The 17,417-nt window shown below is 71.6% G+C and carries 15 protein-coding genes; 3 read left to right on the plus strand and 12 right to left on the minus strand.

Annotation, left to right across the window (positions count from 1 at the left end; translation table 11 throughout):
* Nucleotides 1-197: 197 nt before the first annotated feature.
* Complete coding sequence (locus QRY02_RS29505; RefSeq protein ID WP_003085563.1) at nucleotides 198-1,196, plus strand: hypothetical protein; 999 nt, start codon at nucleotides 198-200, stop codon at nucleotides 1,194-1,196.
* A gap of 145 nt (nucleotides 1,197-1,341) precedes the next feature.
* On the opposite strand, the gene QRY02_RS29510 is transcribed toward QRY02_RS29505, so the two are convergent.
* The 4 genes from QRY02_RS29510 to ahcY form a co-directional block, all read right to left on the minus strand.
* A complete protein-coding gene (locus tag QRY02_RS29510; protein ID WP_285986098.1) occupies nucleotides 1,342-1,767 on the minus strand; it encodes a YjdF family protein in 426 nt (141 codons plus the stop codon).
* 221 nt (nucleotides 1,768-1,988) lie between these two features.
* Nucleotides 1,989-2,432 carry a type II toxin-antitoxin system VapC family toxin gene (locus QRY02_RS29515; RefSeq protein ID WP_285986099.1) on the minus strand — a complete coding sequence of 148 codons (444 nt, stop codon included), beginning with the start codon at nucleotides 2,430-2,432 and terminating at the stop codon, nucleotides 1,989-1,991.
* Nucleotides 2,426-2,713 carry a FitA-like ribbon-helix-helix domain-containing protein gene (locus tag QRY02_RS29520; protein WP_285986100.1) on the minus strand — a complete coding sequence of 96 codons (288 nt, stop codon included), beginning with the start codon at nucleotides 2,711-2,713 and terminating at the stop codon, nucleotides 2,426-2,428. Before QRY02_RS29520 ends, QRY02_RS29515 begins: the two co-directional genes overlap by 7 nt.
* A gap of 110 nt (nucleotides 2,714-2,823) precedes the next feature.
* Complete coding sequence (gene ahcY / locus QRY02_RS29525) at nucleotides 2,824-4,296, minus strand: adenosylhomocysteinase (RefSeq protein WP_285986101.1); 1,473 nt, start codon at nucleotides 4,294-4,296, stop codon at nucleotides 2,824-2,826.
* 92 nt (nucleotides 4,297-4,388) lie between these two features.
* Here ahcY and QRY02_RS29530 point away from each other — a divergent pair, with 92 nt between their 5' ends.
* Nucleotides 4,389-6,659 (plus strand): hypothetical protein, encoded by a 2,271-nt coding sequence (locus QRY02_RS29530; RefSeq protein ID WP_285986102.1) that lies wholly within the window; start codon nucleotides 4,389-4,391, stop codon nucleotides 6,657-6,659.
* 51 nt (nucleotides 6,660-6,710) lie between these two features.
* On the opposite strand, the gene QRY02_RS29535 is transcribed toward QRY02_RS29530, so the two are convergent.
* The 5 genes from QRY02_RS29535 to QRY02_RS29555 all read right to left on the minus strand — a co-directional run bounded on the left by QRY02_RS29535 (nucleotide 6,711) and on the right by QRY02_RS29555 (nucleotide 10,964).
* Nucleotides 6,711-7,397, minus strand: a complete 687-nt coding sequence (locus QRY02_RS29535) for an LPXTG cell wall anchor domain-containing protein (RefSeq protein WP_285986103.1) — start codon at nucleotides 7,395-7,397, stop codon at nucleotides 6,711-6,713.
* Between the two features lie 268 nt (nucleotides 7,398-7,665).
* A complete protein-coding gene (locus QRY02_RS29540) occupies nucleotides 7,666-9,192 on the minus strand; it encodes an amino acid permease (RefSeq protein WP_285986104.1) in 1,527 nt (508 codons plus the stop codon).
* A 92-nt stretch (nucleotides 9,193-9,284) separates the two neighbouring features.
* Nucleotides 9,285-10,202, minus strand: a complete 918-nt coding sequence (locus tag QRY02_RS29545) for a cation diffusion facilitator family transporter (RefSeq protein WP_285986105.1) — start codon at nucleotides 10,200-10,202, stop codon at nucleotides 9,285-9,287.
* 85 nt (nucleotides 10,203-10,287) lie between these two features.
* Nucleotides 10,288-10,605 (minus strand): helix-turn-helix domain-containing protein, encoded by a 318-nt coding sequence (locus QRY02_RS29550; protein WP_285986106.1) that lies wholly within the window; start codon nucleotides 10,603-10,605, stop codon nucleotides 10,288-10,290.
* The gene (locus tag QRY02_RS29555; RefSeq protein WP_285986107.1) at nucleotides 10,602-10,964 is read right to left on the minus strand and encodes a type II toxin-antitoxin system RelE/ParE family toxin; all 363 of its coding nucleotides are present in this window, start codon (nucleotides 10,962-10,964) and stop codon (nucleotides 10,602-10,604) included. Before QRY02_RS29555 ends, QRY02_RS29550 begins: the two co-directional genes overlap by 4 nt.
* A gap of 119 nt (nucleotides 10,965-11,083) precedes the next feature.
* On the opposite strand from QRY02_RS29555, the gene QRY02_RS29560 reads away from it, so the two are divergent.
* Nucleotides 11,084-14,011, plus strand: a complete 2,928-nt coding sequence (locus QRY02_RS29560) for an AfsR/SARP family transcriptional regulator (RefSeq protein WP_285986108.1) — start codon at nucleotides 11,084-11,086, stop codon at nucleotides 14,009-14,011.
* A 744-nt stretch (nucleotides 14,012-14,755) separates the two neighbouring features.
* Here the strand turns inward: QRY02_RS29560 and manA are convergent.
* From manA to QRY02_RS29575, 3 genes are read right to left on the minus strand one after another with little or no spacing between them, the layout of a single operon-like run.
* Nucleotides 14,756-15,985, minus strand: coding sequence for a mannose-6-phosphate isomerase, class I (gene manA / locus QRY02_RS29565; protein ID WP_285993945.1), 1,230 nt, complete (start codon nucleotides 15,983-15,985; stop codon nucleotides 14,756-14,758).
* A 54-nt stretch (nucleotides 15,986-16,039) separates the two neighbouring features.
* Nucleotides 16,040-17,134 carry a hypothetical protein gene (locus QRY02_RS29570; protein WP_285986109.1) on the minus strand — a complete coding sequence of 365 codons (1,095 nt, stop codon included), beginning with the start codon at nucleotides 17,132-17,134 and terminating at the stop codon, nucleotides 16,040-16,042.
* A complete protein-coding gene (locus QRY02_RS29575) occupies nucleotides 17,118-17,339 on the minus strand; it encodes a Trm112 family protein (protein ID WP_285986110.1) in 222 nt (73 codons plus the stop codon). The genes QRY02_RS29570 and QRY02_RS29575 overlap by 17 nt, the downstream gene beginning before the upstream one ends.
* Between the last annotated feature and the right edge of the window lie 78 nt (nucleotides 17,340-17,417).

Raw genomic sequence — 17,417 nt, forward strand, 5'->3', positions numbered from 1 at the left:
AACAACGCGGTCACAAGGAGCAAGAACGCCATCCGGAGGAACGGACCGTTCCGGGGCACAGCCGGAACGCGGAACAGTCACCATAACGAGGCCAACCACCCTGAACGGGGGTCGGCGGGGGCACTCTACGCTGCTACCGTGAACGTTCCGCGGTGTTCACGCCCAGCGCACACACTGGTCGGGTGAAGGGACGAGCGGTGGCACAAGACGGGAACCTCCCACTGATCATCGATGGCGCCCGCACGACCCGGGCATCGGTCGCCGAACTGCCGAAAGAGCTGACCGAGGCACTCCGCACCGGCGAGTTCCACCACGCCCTCCGGCTGGCGATCGCCTACCGCGGGCTGTCGCTGGCCCGGCTGCGCGCCCACCTCGCGCTGCGCGGGGTCCAAATCGGACAGTCGACGCTGAGTTACTGGCAACGCGGGCTGCGTCAGCCCGAGGTGCCGAAGGCGCTGCCGGCGGTCCGGGCCCTGGAATCGGTCCTCCAGCTGCCGGCGGACGCCCTGGTGGTGCTGATCGGGCCCCGCCTGGTCCGCCGCGGCCACCAGCCGGCGGCGTCGTTCCACGACCTGCGTTCCGGCGACATGGGCTCGATCGTCGAGGACCTGCTGGCCGAGCTGGGCGCGTACCCGTCGTCGAACCACTACAACGCGGACCTGGAGCTGCTGTCGGTCCACGACACGATCACGTTCGACGCGGAGCACCGCCAGGTCAGCCTGCGCACGCGGCTGGTGACCAGGGCACGCCGCCACGGCCCGGACCGGTATTTGACGGTGTACAACGGCGACCCGGGCTGCCGCATCGACGACGTCGAGCTGATCACGGACGAGGGCTGCCGGGTGGGCCGGATGCGCCGCAACCCGGACGCGGACACGATGGCCACGGAGCTGCTGTTCGACCGCAAGCTGGCCGAGGGCGACATCCACGTGTTCTGCTTCGAGGTCCGCGACGACTCCGGATCGGCGTCACCGGGGTACTACCGGATGCTCCGTGATCGCTGCGCGAGTTACCTGGTCCAGCTGCGCTTCGACCGCAACGCGCTGCCGGCGCGGTGCACCCGCCAGGTCCGCGCCCGGGACGATGCCCTGCCGGTGGTGGCGGAGGAACTGGCCTGCGACATGGGCGGGGTGAGCAGCGCGTTCTTCAGCGACGCGGGACCCGGGCTGGCCGGGGTCGCGGTGGAGTGGAACTGAACGCCGTGTCGACCGCCTGATCACGCGTGTCGACCCTGAGATCACGCATGTCGACCGCCTGATCACGACCGACCGTGCGGGAACGGACGACACGCGTGACGGGGAGGTCGACACGCGTGATCGAAGGGTCGACACGGCTGCGTTGCTAGTGGCCGCGGTGTTTGGCGCGGGACTTGGCTTTCGCCAGGGAGCGACGGCGGGCGGCCTCGGTGGCCGCCCGGCGCTTGCGGGCCGCTTTGTTCTCCGCCGCTCGCTGGGTGACCGCGTCGCGCAGGGCGCGCTGGGCGGCCGTGCCGATGCCCTCGTCCTCTTGGGCCTTCTTCGCCAGCTTCGCGAGGCGCTTGGCGTTGAGCCGGGCGGTCGGCCGCTGCGCGGCGGGGGTGGGCGGGGCCGCGCGGGCTTCGTCGGCCAAGCGGGCGAAGTCGCGGCCGGCCGCGAACGCCGCCAGCTCGGCGTTGGTGGGCTCGGTGCCGAAGACGTGGCGCGCCGCCCGGACCAGGCCGGCTTCGTGGATTTCGTAGACGCCGACCCAGAACCGGCCGTCGTGGTACAGCGTGAACACCCCGTGCATCGGGAACCTCCAGGCGTGACGGATCAGCCTGGCGTCACCGGTTTCCCATGACGGGACAACGAGCCCTGGACGAGCCGCCCGGACTACCTACCGGGCCGTGAGGTTCGTGAAGCCAAGAACGGCACCAGACTACGCGGGCGGGCCGCCGATGCCGATCTCGTTTCCCTCGGGGTCGCGGTAGATGATCTTGCGGACGCCGTTGCCGGCGAAGAGGTCGACGCTCACAACACCTCGAACCCGTTGGCCTTGGCGGCATCGGCCTGCCGCTCGTCGCGGGTGACGAAGGTGACCGGTTCACCACCGGTGAGTTCGGCGGTGTCGTGCATCGCGACCGCGATGTGGATCGCGTCGAGCGTGCGCACCGGGTAGTTCTCGGTGACCAGCCGCCGGGCTGCGGGCAAGATCCGATGCGGTGCCAGCGGGATCACTCCCAGCACCGTCCGCGTGTCCTGGTCGAACTGGGTCAAGAACTCGCGGGCGTCCGGGATCCGCCCGGTCCGCTTGGCCGCGGTGAAGGCGCTGGCGCACTCCAGCCGGGTCAGCTCACTGGTGAGCACGAGGTGCCCACCGTCGATCAGGAGCTTCCGCAGTTCGGCGTGGTCGGCCTCGTCGGTGAGGTAGGCCCCGACCACGGCGCTCGTGTCGGCGTAGAAGACGGTCACCATTCACCTCGGGTCCAGTCGAGTGCCTCGCTGACGGCCGTGCCCCAGCCGCGCGAGCGTTCTTCCAGCTCGTCGTGTCCCGGCGCTTCGCCCTCCGGCTCGAACGTCATCAGTTTGCCTTCCGCCACCAGGCGGTTTCTCCGCTCGATCGCGGTTTCCGTCTTTGCCACTACGCCCCTCAACGCTTCCGTGACCAGATCGTTCATGCTGCGCCCCTCGGCTTCGGCCAGTGCCTTCAGCCGGGCGTGCAGCTCGTCGTCGATCCTTGTGATCAACTGTTTCACGACTCCATGATAACATGTCACCCATTCGTGCTATCATCGTCACAAGCGCAAAACAAAGGGCCGCCCCGAACACTTTCGGGGCGGCCCTGACCAGCTAAAACGCGAAAACCTCAGTACCGGTAGTGCTCCGGCTTGAACGGGCCTTCGACGTCCACGTCGATGTATTCCGCCTGCTCCTTGGTCAGCTTCGTCAGCTCACCGCCGAGCGCGTCGAGGTGGATCTTCGCGACCTTCTCGTCCAGCTTCTTCGGGAGGCGGAACACCTCGTTGTCGTACTCCTCGTGCTTGGTGAACAGCTCGATCTGCGCGATCACCTGGTTCGAGAAGCTGTTCGACATCACGAACGACGGGTGGCCGGTCGCGTTGCCCAGGTTGAGCAGCCGGCCCTCGGACAGCACGATGATCGTGTTGCCGTTCGGGAAGATCCACTCGTCGACCTGCGGCTTGATGTTGATCCGGCGGATGCCCGGGTAGCGCGCCAGGCCCGCCATGTCGAGCTCGTTGTCGAAGTGGCCGATGTTGCCCAGGATCGCCTGGTGCTTCATCTGCGCCATGTGCTCCACCAGCACGACGTCCTTGTTGCCGGTGGTGGTGATGATGATGTCGGCCTCGGGCAGCACGCTCTCGAGCTTGCGCACCGCGTAGCCGTCCATCGCCGCCTGCAGCGCGCAGATCGGGTCGATCTCGGTGACGATCACCCGCGCACCCTGGCCGCGGAGGGACTCCGCCGCGCCCTTGCCGACGTCGCCGTAGCCGCAGACCACCGCGACCTTGCCGCCGATCAGCACGTCCGTGCCGCGGTTGATGCCGTCGATCAGGGAGTGGCGGATGCCGTAGCGGTTGTCGAACTTCGACTTCGTCACCGCGTCGTTGACGTTGATCGCCGGGAACAGCAGCTCGCCCGCCGCCGCCAGCTGGTAAAGGCGCAGGACGCCGGTCGTGGTCTCCTCGGTGACGCCGCGGATGCCCGCGCCGATCTTCGTCCACTTGTCCTTGTCCGAAGCGACCGAGGCGCGCAGCAGCTCGAGGAACACGCGGAATTCGTCCGAGGTGTTCTCGTCCGGGGTCGGCACGACGCCCGACTTCTCGTACTCGGTGCCCTTGTGCACCAGCATGGTGGCGTCACCGCCGTCGTCGAGGATCATGTTCGGGCCCTCGCCGTCCCAGGTGAGCATCCGCTCGGTGCACCACCAGTACTCCTCGAGCGACTCGCCCTTCCACGCGAAGACCGGGACGCCCTGGGGCTCCTCGGGCGTGCCGTGCGGGCCGACGACGATCGCCGCGGCCGCGTGGTCCTGCGTCGAGAAGATGTTGCAGGACGCCCAGCGCACCTCGGCGCCCAGCGCCACCAGCGTCTCGATCAGCACCGCGGTCTGCACGGTCATGTGCAGCGAGCCGGAGACCCGCGCGCCGCGCAGCGGGTAGACCTCCGCGTATTCGCGCCGCAGCGCCATCAGTCCGGGCATCTCGTGCTCGGCGAGGCGGATCTCCTTGCGGCCGAACTCGGCGGCATCGAGATCGGCGACGGCGAACTCGATGCCGTTGCGGGTCTCGTGCCGCTTGGCAACGCTTTCGGGGGTCATAGTGGCGATTCCTCCAAGACTCGATGACACCCGAACACTACCGTTGTCCGCTCGAGTGTCCCTACTGCTGTTAGGAGGCCCTTACCGTGCCCATGCCCGGTCCGGACACCCGTGTCGTGGAAATCCGCGTCGCCGGGCTCGTGGGCACCAGCGGGGAAACGCTGCTCGACGCCGTTTCGACCGTCGACGTCGCCGGCGACGGGCTGGGCCGCGTGATCCGCCCGGCGGACCGGCTGCGCCGCCCGGCGCCCGGCCCGGTGCTGCCGGCGCTGGGCCGGTCGATCCCCCGGACGCTCGAGGGCTACCTCTGGCACGGCATGACCTCGGGCGGCGCCGCGAAGGCCACCTGGGCGCTGCTGTTCCCGTTCTCCCTGGCCAACGTCGCGTTCTGGATGCTGCCGCCGGTGCCGCCGGGCCGCCGCCTCACGCGCGTCCTCGGCACGGTGTGCCGCGGGCTGCTGCGCGTCGGCGCCCTGCTGCTGACGATGCTGCTGATCGGTCAGCTCGCGGCGATCGCGCTCGACCTCTTCGCCGCGCAGTGCCTCGCGCCCGGCTCGGGCTGCCTGCCGGTGGTCCCCGACCTGCTGCGCACGTCGGGCGCCCGGATCGCCGTCGGCGTGCTGCCGCTGCTCGTCGTGATCTTCGTCCTGCACCGGATTTCCAGCGCGACCTGGGCTGTGCACGCCGACGGCGACCTCACCGGCGGCCCGCTGCGGATGCGCGCCGACCCGGAGACGCCGGCCCTGCGCTGCCTGCATACCGTCGCGGCGCTGGCCACGGTCGCGCTGCTGCTGCTCGGCGGGCTGTTCCGCATACCGGGCGACAGCGTCGATCTCGTTGTCTGGATCATCACACTGGCCGTGGTGCTCGCCACCGTCGTCGCCGCCGCGATCGGCGTCGACACCGGCCGGTTCGCCCGGCCCGGCGTGCTCGCCTTCGCGACCCTGCTGGTCGTCGTGGCCGCGGTGCGGCTCGGGCTTGCGGACGGGCCGGGCACCGGTCCGCTGCCCGGCACGAACGGCGTCGTCGAAGGTCTCGGCGCGGCCCTGGTCGCCGTCACGGTGCTGTTCGCCCTGTTCCTCGCCCCGGCGGCGCTGCTGGCCCGGCCCGGCTGGAAGCACAAGCCGCAGCGGCTGCGGCCGTGGATGGGCGGCTGGGCGGCCGCGCCGGTGCTCGCGCTGGCCGGCCTGCTCGGCGGCGGGTTCGGGGCCGGGCTCGCCGAAGCGCTCCGCCGGCTTTCCGGGGCGGAACACCTGAAGGTGCCCGACACGTACCTGCTGGTCACCGTCCTGTGGGGCGCGGGCCTGGCGCTGGCCGCGGTGCTCGGCGTGCTGGGTTTCGCGGTCGCCGTCCCGCTGCGGCGGCTGCGGCGGGGCATCCCCGAGATCGTCGAGCTGATGGAGCACGACGAACGGCAGGAGGCCAAGGCCGCAGCGGCCTGGGCCCGCTCGGCGTGGGAACGGCGGCACCTGCACCACCTGGCACTGGCGGTCGCGAGTGCGATGTCCGCCGGCGGCGCGGCCCTGTTGGTCCTGCGGTTCGGGTTCGGGCTGGTCCCCGGCTGGTTCGGCCCGCTGTCCGCGATCGGCGTGGTCGCGCTCGGCGCGCTGGCCGCGGGCCTGCTGCGCGTGGTCTACACGGCCGCGCGCACCCCGCAGCGCAGCCGCCACCTCGGGGCGCTGGCCGACCTGGTCTGCTTCTGGCCGCGGGCCGCGCACCCGACGGTCCCGCCCTGCTACGCGCTGAAGGTCGTCCCGGAACTGGCCGCGCGGGCCCGCGAGCACCTCACCGAACCCGGCACGCGCGTGGTGCTCTCCGGCTACAACCTCGGCAGCCTGCTGACGCTCATGGCCGCCGCCCGGCTGGCGGCCGAACTGCCGGAAGCGGACCTCGAGCGCGTCGGCGTGCTGACCGCCGGGTCGCCGTTGCAGTGGGGCTACCAGCGCGCTTTCCCGGCGCTGCTGCCGCAGGAAGCGCTGGAACGGCTGTTCGCCGACCTGGACGGCCGCTGGCGGGCGCTGTGCCGCGGCACCGACATCTTCGGCGGCGGCGTGACGACCTGGCGGCACTCGGTCGCCGACCGGCGGCTGCACGGCGTCGGGTTCCTCCCGGACGGCGGCTGCGGCCCGGTGTCGGCGGTGGCCGACGCCAACGGCGTCCTGATCCTCGGCGGCGACCACTGGCTGCCGGACCCGCTGCGCGGCCCGACCGGGCGGCACCGCTGGGCGCCGGGGGTGCTCAAGCACCAGGACTACGTGGTCGACGCCGAGTGGGACCACGCCGTCGCGATGGCGGCCGGCCTCGGCAAGCCGTCCTGGGGCGAGCAGGGCTCGCTGTTCGGGGACTTCCCCCCGAAACGGTGAAGGCCCCTCGCGCGCGGAGCGAGGGGCCTTCGACCGTGGACTAGCTCAGCTTCACTCGGAAGCCTTGCGGCGGAACTTCAGCAGCGCGAGCAGACCGCCACCGGCGGCCAGCAGCAGCGCGCCGACCCAGATCAGCCAGCTGTTGTCGAAACCGGTGTTGGCCAGGCCGCCACCGGTACCCGACTCGTTGCCCGCCGGAACGACGGCCGGCGCGGTGGTGGTGCTGGCGCTGGTCGGCGCGACGGAGGTGGCCGAGGTCGCCGGCGTGCTCGGCTTCGTGCTCGTGGGCGGCGTCGACGTCTTGGTGGCCGGCGTCGTGGCGGGCGCGGTCGGCTTGGTGGTCTTCGAGCCGCACAGGAACCACTTGTCGATCTTCGGCTGGCTGCCGTTGAAGTTGAACGGCGCGCGCAGGTCGTTCCACGGCGCGTTCTTGTCGAGCTTCTTGCCCGGCGTGTAGTCGTTGAAGCCGTCGTCGCCGCCGACGACGACGATGCGGGTGACCGTGACACCCTCGTTGACCGACTTGATGTTCAGCCGGGTGTTGTTCTTGGTCAGCTCGGAGACGACGTCCTTCTGGTCGAGGACCTGGCCGTCGGCACAGGGCGTCGGCTTGCCCGGCGTCGGGTGGGGACGGTTGTCGTCGCTGTAGCAGGCCAGGGCGGAACCGGCGGTCCCGATCAGGGCAGCAGTGGTGAGCGCCATGACCGCCACGGCGCCGCGGAAGGAACGTCTGCGCATGAGTTCTCCAGTACCGAACGGGGATGAACGGCAAAATCGGGGGACGCGGCACCACTGAACGTGGGAATCACGCGGCTGTAATTCACCCGTCAGTGGCACACGAAGGATCGAAAGGTATCGCACGTCACCGGACCGCTTACAGGGGGTCCCCCTTTGCGCACGAATCGCAAGATCCTCTTGATCAAGCCGTAACCTCCCATTACGCAACCAAATGCAAAAAGCCCCGCCGACCTGGGCGTCCAGGCGGGCGGGGCTTCTATTGCGCAAGTCAGGCTTCGGGCGCCTTCACGGGTTCGTCGATCCCGTCGGCCTGCCGCTTGCCGAGCAGCGAATGCCGGCGGCTGTACCCGAAGTAGAGCACCACGCCCAGCACCATCCAGACGAGGAACCGCAGCCAGGTCAGCACGGTCAGGTTCAGCATCAGCCACAGGCAGGCGAGGATGGCCAGGATCGGGATGAGCGGCACCAGGGGCACCTTGAACGCGCGGGGCAGGTCCGGCCGCGTCCGGCGCAGGATCAGCACGCCCGCCGACACGAGCACGAACGCGAAGAGCGTGCCGACGTTGACCATTTCTTCGAGCTTGTCGGCCGGGAAGAACCCGGCCGCCAGCGCGACCAGGCCGCCGACGATGAGCGTCGCGCGCTTCGGCGTGCCGTGCTCGCCGGTCTTGGCCAGCCCGCGCGGCATCAGGCCGTCGCGGGACATCGCGAAGATGATCCGGACCTGGCCCAGCATGAGCACCATGACGACGGTGGTCAGGCCGGCCAGCGCACCGAAGGAGATGATGTTGGCCGCCCAGTCGACGCCGTTGGCGGAGAACGCCGTGGCGAGGGTCTTGTGGCTGCCGTCGCCCGCCTTGGTGGCCAGGTCCTTGTACGACGTCATGCCGACGACCACCAGCGACACCGCGACGTAGAGCACCGTGACGATGGCCAGCGAACCCATGATCCCGCGCGGCACGGCCTTCTGCGGGTTCTTCGTCTCCTCGGCGGTGGTCGCGACGATGTCGAAGCCGATGAACGCGAAGAACACCAGCGAGGCGCCGGCCAGCAGGCCGAAGACGCCGAACGAGCTGCTCGCGCCGCCCGCGATCAGCGAGAACAGCGACTGGTCGACGCCCGTCTGACCGGCTCCGCCCGTCTCGCCTGGCGGGATGTACGGCGTGTAGTTGGCGCCCTTGATGTAGAAGAACCCGAGGATGATCACGAACAGCACGACGGCGACCTTGATCCCGGTGATCACCATGGACACCCGCGACGACAGCTTGGTGCCGACGGCCAGCAGCGTCGTCAGGGCCGCCACGACGAGCAGCGCGCCCCAGTCGACGGTCACGCTGCCGACGTCGAACGTCGTCTTGGTGCCCTTGCCGAAGAGGTAGCCGAGCACCGTCTCGAGGTACACCGACCAGCCCTTGGACACCGCCGCCGCACCGACGGCGAGCTCGAGGATCAGGTCCCAGCCGATGATCCACGCCATGAACTCGCCGAAGGTGGCGTAGGAGAACGTGTACGCGCTGCCCGCGACCGGCACGGTCGAGGCGAACTCCGCGTAGCACAGCGCCGCCAGCGCGCAGGCGATCGCCGCGAACACGAAGGCCAGCGACACCGACGGCCCGGCGTAGTCACCCGCGGTGCGCGCGGTCAGCGTGAAGATGCCGGCACCGATGACGACGGCGACACCGAAGACCGTGAGGTCCCAGGCGCTCAGGTTCCGCCGGAGCTTGGTGTCCGGCTCGTCGGTGTCCGCAATGGACTGTTCGATCGATTTAGTGCGCCACAATCCCGTTCCGGGCACCGTTGACCTCCTGCGGCTGGCCTGCATGTATCGCAGTAAGTCACCCTATCGGGTCAGGCCGGTGACGGCTCACCGAAAAGGCCGATCTTCGGCTAACGCGTGAGGCTGCGGTCCAGGTCCGGTTCGAGGTAGATCAGCTTGGCCACCGGCACCTTGGCGCGGACCCGGGCCTCCGCGTCGTCGATGGCCCTCGCCAGCTCGGCGGTGTCGAGCCCCGGCACCAGCGCCAGCTTCGCCGCGACGAGCAGCTCGTCGGGGCCCAGGTACTGGGTGCGGATGTGGATGACGCGCTCGACCTTCCCCGCGGCGAGCTCGTCGACGATCGTCGCGAGGACGCCCTCGTTGGCGCCTTCGCCGATGAGCAGGCTCTTCATCTCGATGATGAGGATGATCGCGATGACGCCGAGCAGCGCGCCGATCCCGAGGGTGCCGACGCCGTCCCAGACCGGATTGCCCGTGACGACCGACAGCCCGACGCCCAGCAGGGCGAGGACGAGACCGAGCAGCGCGCCGGCGTCCTCGAGCAGCACCACCGGCAGCTCGGGTTCCTTGGCCTGGCGGATGAAGCCCCACCAGGTCGCGTTGCCCTTGATCTTCTTCGACTCGCCGATGGCGGTGTAGAAGCTGTAGCCCTCCAGGGCGACCGCGACGACCAGGATGATCACGGCGACGATCGGCGATTCGAGCGGCTCCGGGTGGCCGATCTTGTGGATGCCTTCGTAGATCGCGAAAGCCGAGCCGAGCGTGAAGAGCATCAGCGCGACGATGAAGGAGTAAAAGTACCGGTCGCGGCCGTAGCCGAAGGGGTGCTCCTTGTCGGCTTCCCGCTTCGACGTCTTCTGGCCGAGCAGCAGCAAGCCCTGGTTGGTGGTGTCGGCCAGCGAGTGCACGGACTCGGCCAGCATCGACGACGACCCGGTGACGAGGAAGCCGACGAACTTCGCCGCCGCGATCCCGGCGTTGGCCCCGAGTGCCGCGAGGATCGCCTTGGTTCCGCCTCCAGCTGACACGACCGCTCCCCTGGTAGGTCCTGAAATGTCCGGGTGGAGCGTAATAGGGGCGGCCCAGCCCGGTCGTCACCGGCTGGGGATTTGCTCAAGCGATGGCGGCGATATCCCCGTCCTCGAAGTAGATCGCCTGGTGCAGACGGCCACCCAAAGCCGCAGCGTAGCGGGCGAGCACCTCCAGGCCGGAGATCTTGCCCTGTTCGATCTGGGACACCCGGCCCTTGGTGACGCCCATCCGGTCGGCCAGCTGTTGCTGAGTCAGGCCTCGACCCCGGCGGATTTCGGCGAGGCGGTGGCCCTGGACCACGGCGAGGAGCTCCTGCTTGCCCGCCTCGACTGCTTCCTCCCCGCCGGCCCGCTCGACATGCGTCGCACGGACATCCTTCCAACGCGTGTAGCCCGTCATGGTCGGCCTTCCTCTGCCTGGCGTTCCTTCAGATAACGGTCATATCGATCCTCGGCCAGTGGGATCGCCTCCCCGTACCAGGCATTCCACCGCCCTGCCTTATCCCCGGCGACGAGCAGGACACTCGCTCGCCAGGGATCGAAGACGAACAGGATTCGCACGGTACCGGGCCGCAGCTCCTTCAGGTTCTGGATCCGAGACCCGACGATCGTGTCGACCAACGGCCGCCCCAGGCCAGGGCCGCCCTCCGCCAGCGCGTCGATCGCTTGCACGACACGAGCGTGCGTCGCATCGTCCAGCCGCTCGATCCACTCGAGGACTTCGTCTACGACATAGATTTCCCAGTCCTGGCCGGCCATCGTGTGAGTATAGCGATCACTATACTTGCACGAACGGGCGATGCCAAGCGCGGCCGCCGGTTCTGTCGTACCCCTTCGCTACCGTGGCTTTTCCTGCCGACCACACCCGGGAAGGTGACATGGCGCACTTCGCCGTGCTCGGTCCGCTCGCCGTCGAGAGCCCGCCGGGCCGGTGGGCGGTCCTGCGCGGTGAGCGGCAGCGCACGCTGCTGGCCGTGCTGCTGCTCAACGCCGGCCAGCACGTCCCCGCCGACGTGCTGGTCGAGGCGCTGTGGCCGGACGGGCCGCCCAAGTCGGCCACGTCCAACCTGCACACCTACCTCTCGCGGCTGCGCGAGCGGATCGAGGGCCTGCGGGTCGAGCACGGCCCGCCCGGCTACCGCCTGCACGTCGAACCGGAGGAGCTCGACCTGCTCGTCTTCCGGTCCGCCGTCGCCGAAGGGCGGCGGACCGGGGATCCGGTGGCCGCCGCGGGGCACTACCGGCGGGCGCTCGCGCTGTGGCGGGGGCCGGTGCTGGCCGGGCTGCACGTGCCGCGGCTCGACGCCGACGTCGCCCGGCTGGAGTCCGAACGCCTCGCCGTGTTCGAGGACTGCGTCGACGCGGAGCTGACCGCCGGGCGGCACGGCGAGCTGACCGGCGAGCTGCAGGCCGTGATCGCCGAGCACCCGCTGCGTGAACGGCCGGCCGCGCAGCTGATGATCGCGCTGCACCGGGCCGGGCAGCAGGGCGGCGCGCTGGAGGTCTACCGGCGGCTGCGGAGCACGCTGATCGAGGAGCTCGGCGTCGAGCCCGGCGCGGAGGCCCGGCGGGTGCACGCGGCCGTCCTGCGCGGCGAAGACCCGGTGCCGCGGCTGCCACCGGCGGTGTGGCCGGTCTGCCAGCTCCCGCCGGACATCGGAGACTTCACCGGCCGCGACGCCGAGCTGGCGGAGCTGACCGGCGTGCTCGGGGCGGGCAGCGGCGTCCCGCTCGCGGTGCTCAGCGGCGAGCCGGGCGCGGGCAAGAGCACCCTCGCCGTGCGCGCCGCGCACCGGCTGCGCCCGCGGTTCCCGGACGGCCAGCTGTACGTGCCGCTGGCGGGCCGCGAAATCGGGGAGGTGCTGGCCGACCTGCTGCGGGCGCTGGGTGTCCCCGGCCCGGCCGTGCCGGACGACGTGCGAGCGCGCGCGGCGGTGTTCCGCGGCCGGCTCACCGACCGGCGGGTGCTGGTGGTGCTCGACGACGCCGTCGACCCCGAGCACGTCCGCACGCTGCTGCCGGGCACGCCGGGCTGCGCGGTGCTCGTGACGAGCCGCCGCCGGCTGAGCGGGCTCGCCGGCGCGCACCGGCTGGCCGTCGGTCCCCTGTCCGGCGCCGACGCCGCCGAACTGCTGCACCGGCTCGCGGGGGCGCGGGTGGCCCGGGAACGCGCCGACGCCGAGCGGATCATCACCGCGTGCGCGCGGCTGCCGCTGGCGCTGCGGATCGCGGGCAGCCGGCTGGCCATCCGCCCGCACCTGCGGCTCGGCGAGCTGGCCGGCCGGCTGGAGGACGAGGTCCGGCGGCTCGACGAGCTGACGGTGAGCGATCTCGCCGTCCGGAGCAGCATCGCGCTGAGCTACGAAGGCCTGCGGCCGCCCGCGCGGCGCGCGTTCCGGCTGCTCGGCCGGTGCCGCCTCGCCGACCTGCCGGCCTGGGCCGTCGCCACCCTGGTGGACGACCCGGACGAAGCCGTCGAAGAGCTCGTCGAGGCGAGCCTGCTGGAGGCGCGCGGAGCGGACGGGACGGGCGAAGGCCGCTACCGGATGCACGACCTCGTCCGGCTGTACGCGGCGGAGCTCACCGATCCGGCGCCCGGCGAACGCCTCCGGACGGTGCTGGCGGCCACGCTCGCGCTCGCCGACGCGGCGGCGGCCCGGCTGCCGCGCACGGTGCCGATGCCGTCCCCGGCCCACGAGCCGCCCGCGCAGCCGTTGCCGGACGAGCTGGTGGAGCGGCTGCTGGCACGTCCGGACGACTGGTTCGCCGCCGAGCGCGCGAACCTCCTGGCGCTCATCGGCACGCTGGGCGCGCGGGACGCCCTGCTGCTGCTCGACCGGCTCGGCGTCTACCTGTACCTGCACGGGCAGTACGCCGACATGCGCGCGGCGTACGAGACGGTCTTGGACGCGGGCCCGCCGCTGGCGACGGTAGCCGAGGCCACGCTGACGCTGTTGCGGCATGCGCGTGGCGAGTACGAGGAGGCCGCGGTCCGCTACCGCGCGTGCGCCAAGGAACTGGAGGCCCACGGCGACCGCCGCACCCACGCGTGGGTGTCGGCGAACCTGGCGCACTGCTTGATCGGCCTCGGCCGCGCGGAAGAGGCCCTGCAGACGGCGGCCCACGCCCGCGAACTGTTCACGGTGGACGGATCGCCGGCCGAGCTCGGGTGGGTCCGGGCGGCGGAGTCGGCGGCCCTGGTGCGGCTCGGCCGCATCGACGACGCCCGGGAGGTCGACCGGACGGCACTGGCGGCGGCCCGCTCGACGGGCGACGCCCTGGTGATCGGCGAGGCGTTGCACGGGTTCGCGTGGTCATCGCTGCTGACGGGCGACGACGCGGGCGCGGTGGCGGCGATCGCGGAGTCGGTGGACCTGCTGCGCGGCACGATGGCACGCTCGGCACTGGCGAAGTCGTTGCGCACCCGCGGCGCGATCTCGGCGGCAACGGGCGCGCGTGCGGAGGCGACGGCGGCGTTCGGCGAGGCCCGCGAGCTGGCGCGGGAGCTGCACGAGCGGCCCCGCGAGCTGTCGTGCACCCGGGCCTTGGCGGCGGCGTGGATCGGCGAAAGCCGGGCGGCCCAGGCGATCCCGGTGCTCCGAGCCTGCCTCGAGGAGTGCCGCGAGATGGGCGGCAGAGCGGCAACCGGCTTGACGTGGCTGGTGCTGAAGCGGGCGTACGAAGCCACGGGAGAGTGGGCAGCAGCGGAGGCGGCGGAGGCCGAGGCCGCGGAGCTGCTCGACCCGCGCGACGCCAGCGCGGCTGTGCTTCGCCGGGCGCTGCTCGCCCTCACCGAGCCGGCTTGACGGGCCCTGGGCCCACCTGGCCGCCCGGGCACTACGCACCGGCCTGCCCGGCCGCCCGGCGCCCACCTGGCCTGCTGAGCCACTACCCCGCACCGAACCGGCCTGCCGTGTTGCTCCCTCGCCCGGCCTGATCTGCCAGGCGCCAACCTCGCCGAGCTGACCTGCCGGGCAAGACGGGGGTGCTGCCCCTCACCACACCACCCGCCTCGCCTCGGCCGGCCGGGTTGGCCACCGAGGTGGTGCCGCCCCCTCGCGGCACCACCTCACGCCCACGGACGCCGGGCGGATCCGACCGGCGCCACCCCCAGCGGACCCGGCGGCGCGCATCAGCGCACCAGGGTCCCCCCTTGGTGTCGATCGTGGCGGATGCCGCCACACGGAACGCACACAGAAACCCGCGCCGGCGCGCACCAGACAGTCGGCCCGCGGACCCGAACGGTCGCCCGCGTACTCAGACGGTCGGCCTGCGGACCCAGGCAGTCGGTTCGGCGTACCCAGACGGTAGGTTCGCGCACCCGGGCGCCGGTTTGCGGGCCACCCCACCAGGCACGCGGGCCGACCCCGCGGGCACGCAGGCCGACCCTCCAAGCACCCGAGCCGACCCCGCGGGCACGCAGGCCGATCCTCGATGTATGCGAGCCGACCTGCTGGGTCCGTGGGCCGACCCCGTGGGTACGTGAGCCGACCAGGTACGCGAGCCAACCCTCCGGGTACGTGAGCTCGCGTCAGGCGCTCCGGCGCGTCTCAGTCCTCGCAGGTGCCTGCGGTCGCGCGGAAGAGCTGAGCCCGCTCCCCGCCCAGCGCCCGCACTCGAACCGGCGGGTCCGCGGCCGGCAACCACACCGACTGACCCCGCCTCAGCTCGACCTTCTCGCCGTCGTCCGCCGTCACCAGCAGGTCGCCCGCCGTGCACAGCAGGATCTGGGGGCCGACGCTGTCGACCGATATCTCGTCGTCCTGGCCCGCTGCCCACTCCACGCGGGACAGCTCGAACTCCGGGGCGTCCGTGCGGTACACCGCCATGCGCTCCCCGGTGTCCCCGCACTGGACCGGCATCTCGCCGCACGCGAAGTCCACCACGCGCAGCAGCTCCGGGACGTCCACGTGCTTCGGCGTCAACCCGCACCGCAGGATGTTGTCCGAGTTCGCCAGGATCTCCACGGCCGTGCCGTGCAGGTACAGGTGCAGGTTGCCGGCCGGCAGGTAGATCGCCTCGCCCGCGCGCAGCGTCAGGCGGTTCAGCAGCAACGCCGCCAGCACACCCGCGTCGCGCGGGTGGGCCTCACCGAGCTCCAGGATCGTCCGGCACTCGACCGCGAACTCGCCGTGCTCCTGGACGTGCCGGACGCACGCGTCCAGGACCTCCGGCAGCAGCCGGTCCAGCGACGACTGCGGCAGCGTGATCCACGTCGTGAACAGCGCCCGCAGCCCGGACGGGTCCGGCTGGGCCTCCAGCAGCCCGGTGTAGTTGGCCAGCCCCGGCGTCTCGATCGCCTTCAGCAGCTTCATCGTGCGGTCGGGAGCACGGAACCCGGCCAGCGCGTGGAACTCCGTCAGCGCGCAGACCAGCTCCGGCTTCGCCGTCGGGTCCGGGTAGTTGCGGTTCGCCGCGTCACGCGGGATGCCCAGCTTCTCCTCGCGGGCGTGCCCCTCCGCGGCCTGGGCCGCCGACGGGTGCGCCTGCATCGACAGCGGCTCCTCGGCCGCGAGGATCTTCAACAGGAACGGGAGCCGCCCGCCCCACCGCTTCGCGCAGCGCTCGCCAAGCTGGGTCACCGGGTCGGCGTCCACCAGCTCGAGCAGGCTCCGCTCGGTCCCGTCGGGACCGATGACGTGCGACGGATCACCCGGGTGGGCGCCCATCCACAGCTCGGCCTCGGGGTGCGGCGCGGGTACCGGACGGCCCAGCAGCTCGGGGATCGCCGTCCGCGATCCCCAGGCGTAGGGCCGCACCGCGTTGCGCAGCAGCTCCACTGTCACCTCAACTCCACTCCTTCGGCACCGGCCGGGGCCGGTGCTAGGCGGGTCTCACGCCGTCGCGGGCGCGAAGCGGCCCGCGCCGCCGATGCTGCCCGCCGCCAGCCCGAGATAGACCGCCGCAAGTTCGAACCGCAGTGCCAGCACTGCGGCCCGCACGATTTCGTCGGCCTCGATCTCCTCGGCCGGCGCGATGACGTCCGCACCGGGCAGCAGATCCTCGGCCTGGAAGCGCGCCGCGTCCGTGGCCGGACCGGTGCGCACCGACAGCAGCAACAGCCGGGTGGGGATGTCACCAGAGGAATCGTCCGGATCGGCGAAGATGTCACGCTCCGCGCCATCTGATAGCGCCGCCCGCCGCAATGCGGGGCGCGCCAGGGCCTGACGATAGTCCTCGACGTCGCACACCGTGGCCGCGTGGGCCGCGAACGCGTGCGCAGCGTGTTCGCCGACGGCGACCGCGACCGGGTCCAGCCCCCACAGCAGCGGCACGCGGTCGGCCACCCGCAGGGCGAGCGCCTTGGCCGGGTTCTCGAACGAATCCCGGGCCAGGTAGTCCTTCCCGGCTTCGAGGTCCAGCTGGTCGGCGAGCGACTGGACGTCGGACATCAGCAGGCCCAGCGCGTTCGCGGTGAGCAGCCCGGCGGCCAGGCCGCGTGGGAACGCCAGCTCCGCCGGCACCGGGATGCGCGGCGCCAGCAGCAGGCCCTTGCCCGCCACCGCGGCCGCCACCGGGCCTTCCGACGGCGCCGAAAGCACCACCGAAGCGCCGTAGCGGGCGGCGCGCTCCAACGATGCGGCGAGTTCGCGGTCCTCGGGGTCGTCGGTGTGCGCGAACACGACGTCGAGCGCGCCGATCCAGCTCGGCACCACCTCGGCGACAACCACCGGGACCGGGCACGACGGCGCCAGCAGGGCGGCCAGCAGCCGCGTGAGCGTGCGGCTCACCCCCGGCCGGTCGATCAGCACGACGGCACGCGGGCGGCCCATGTCGAGCCGCTCGGACAGCTCCAGCTCCGCAGCCAGCTCGGCGGCCGCCCGCACCTGGGCGCCGGCCATCGCGGCGGCCCGGAGCAACCCCGCGCTGTCGGCCTCGGCCAGCCGCGCGGGGTCGTCGAGCAGCGTGTCGTCAAGCACTGTCGGCATCGGAGGTTCCGTGGTCACCGGGAATGGTGGCTTCGTCCAGGAGCAACACCGGGATGCCGTCACGGACCGGGTACACGCGCCCACACTCGGTGCAGGTCAGTGCGTCGGCCTCGGGGTCGTCCGGTGCGCCCGGCCGGAGCGGGGCGTGATCGGGCGACGGGCACGCCAAGATCTCGAGGAGCTGGGCGTCGAGCGTGATGGCCATGGTTCCTCCATACCACGCGGGGGACTGTGGTGAAGAGCACTTCAGGACACAGTTCGGCCCCGGCGCGCTTCTTCGGGA

Source organism: Amycolatopsis sp. DG1A-15b (genome assembly GCF_030285645.1).
In the GTDB taxonomy this organism is placed as follows: domain Bacteria; phylum Actinomycetota; class Actinomycetes; order Mycobacteriales; family Pseudonocardiaceae; genus Amycolatopsis.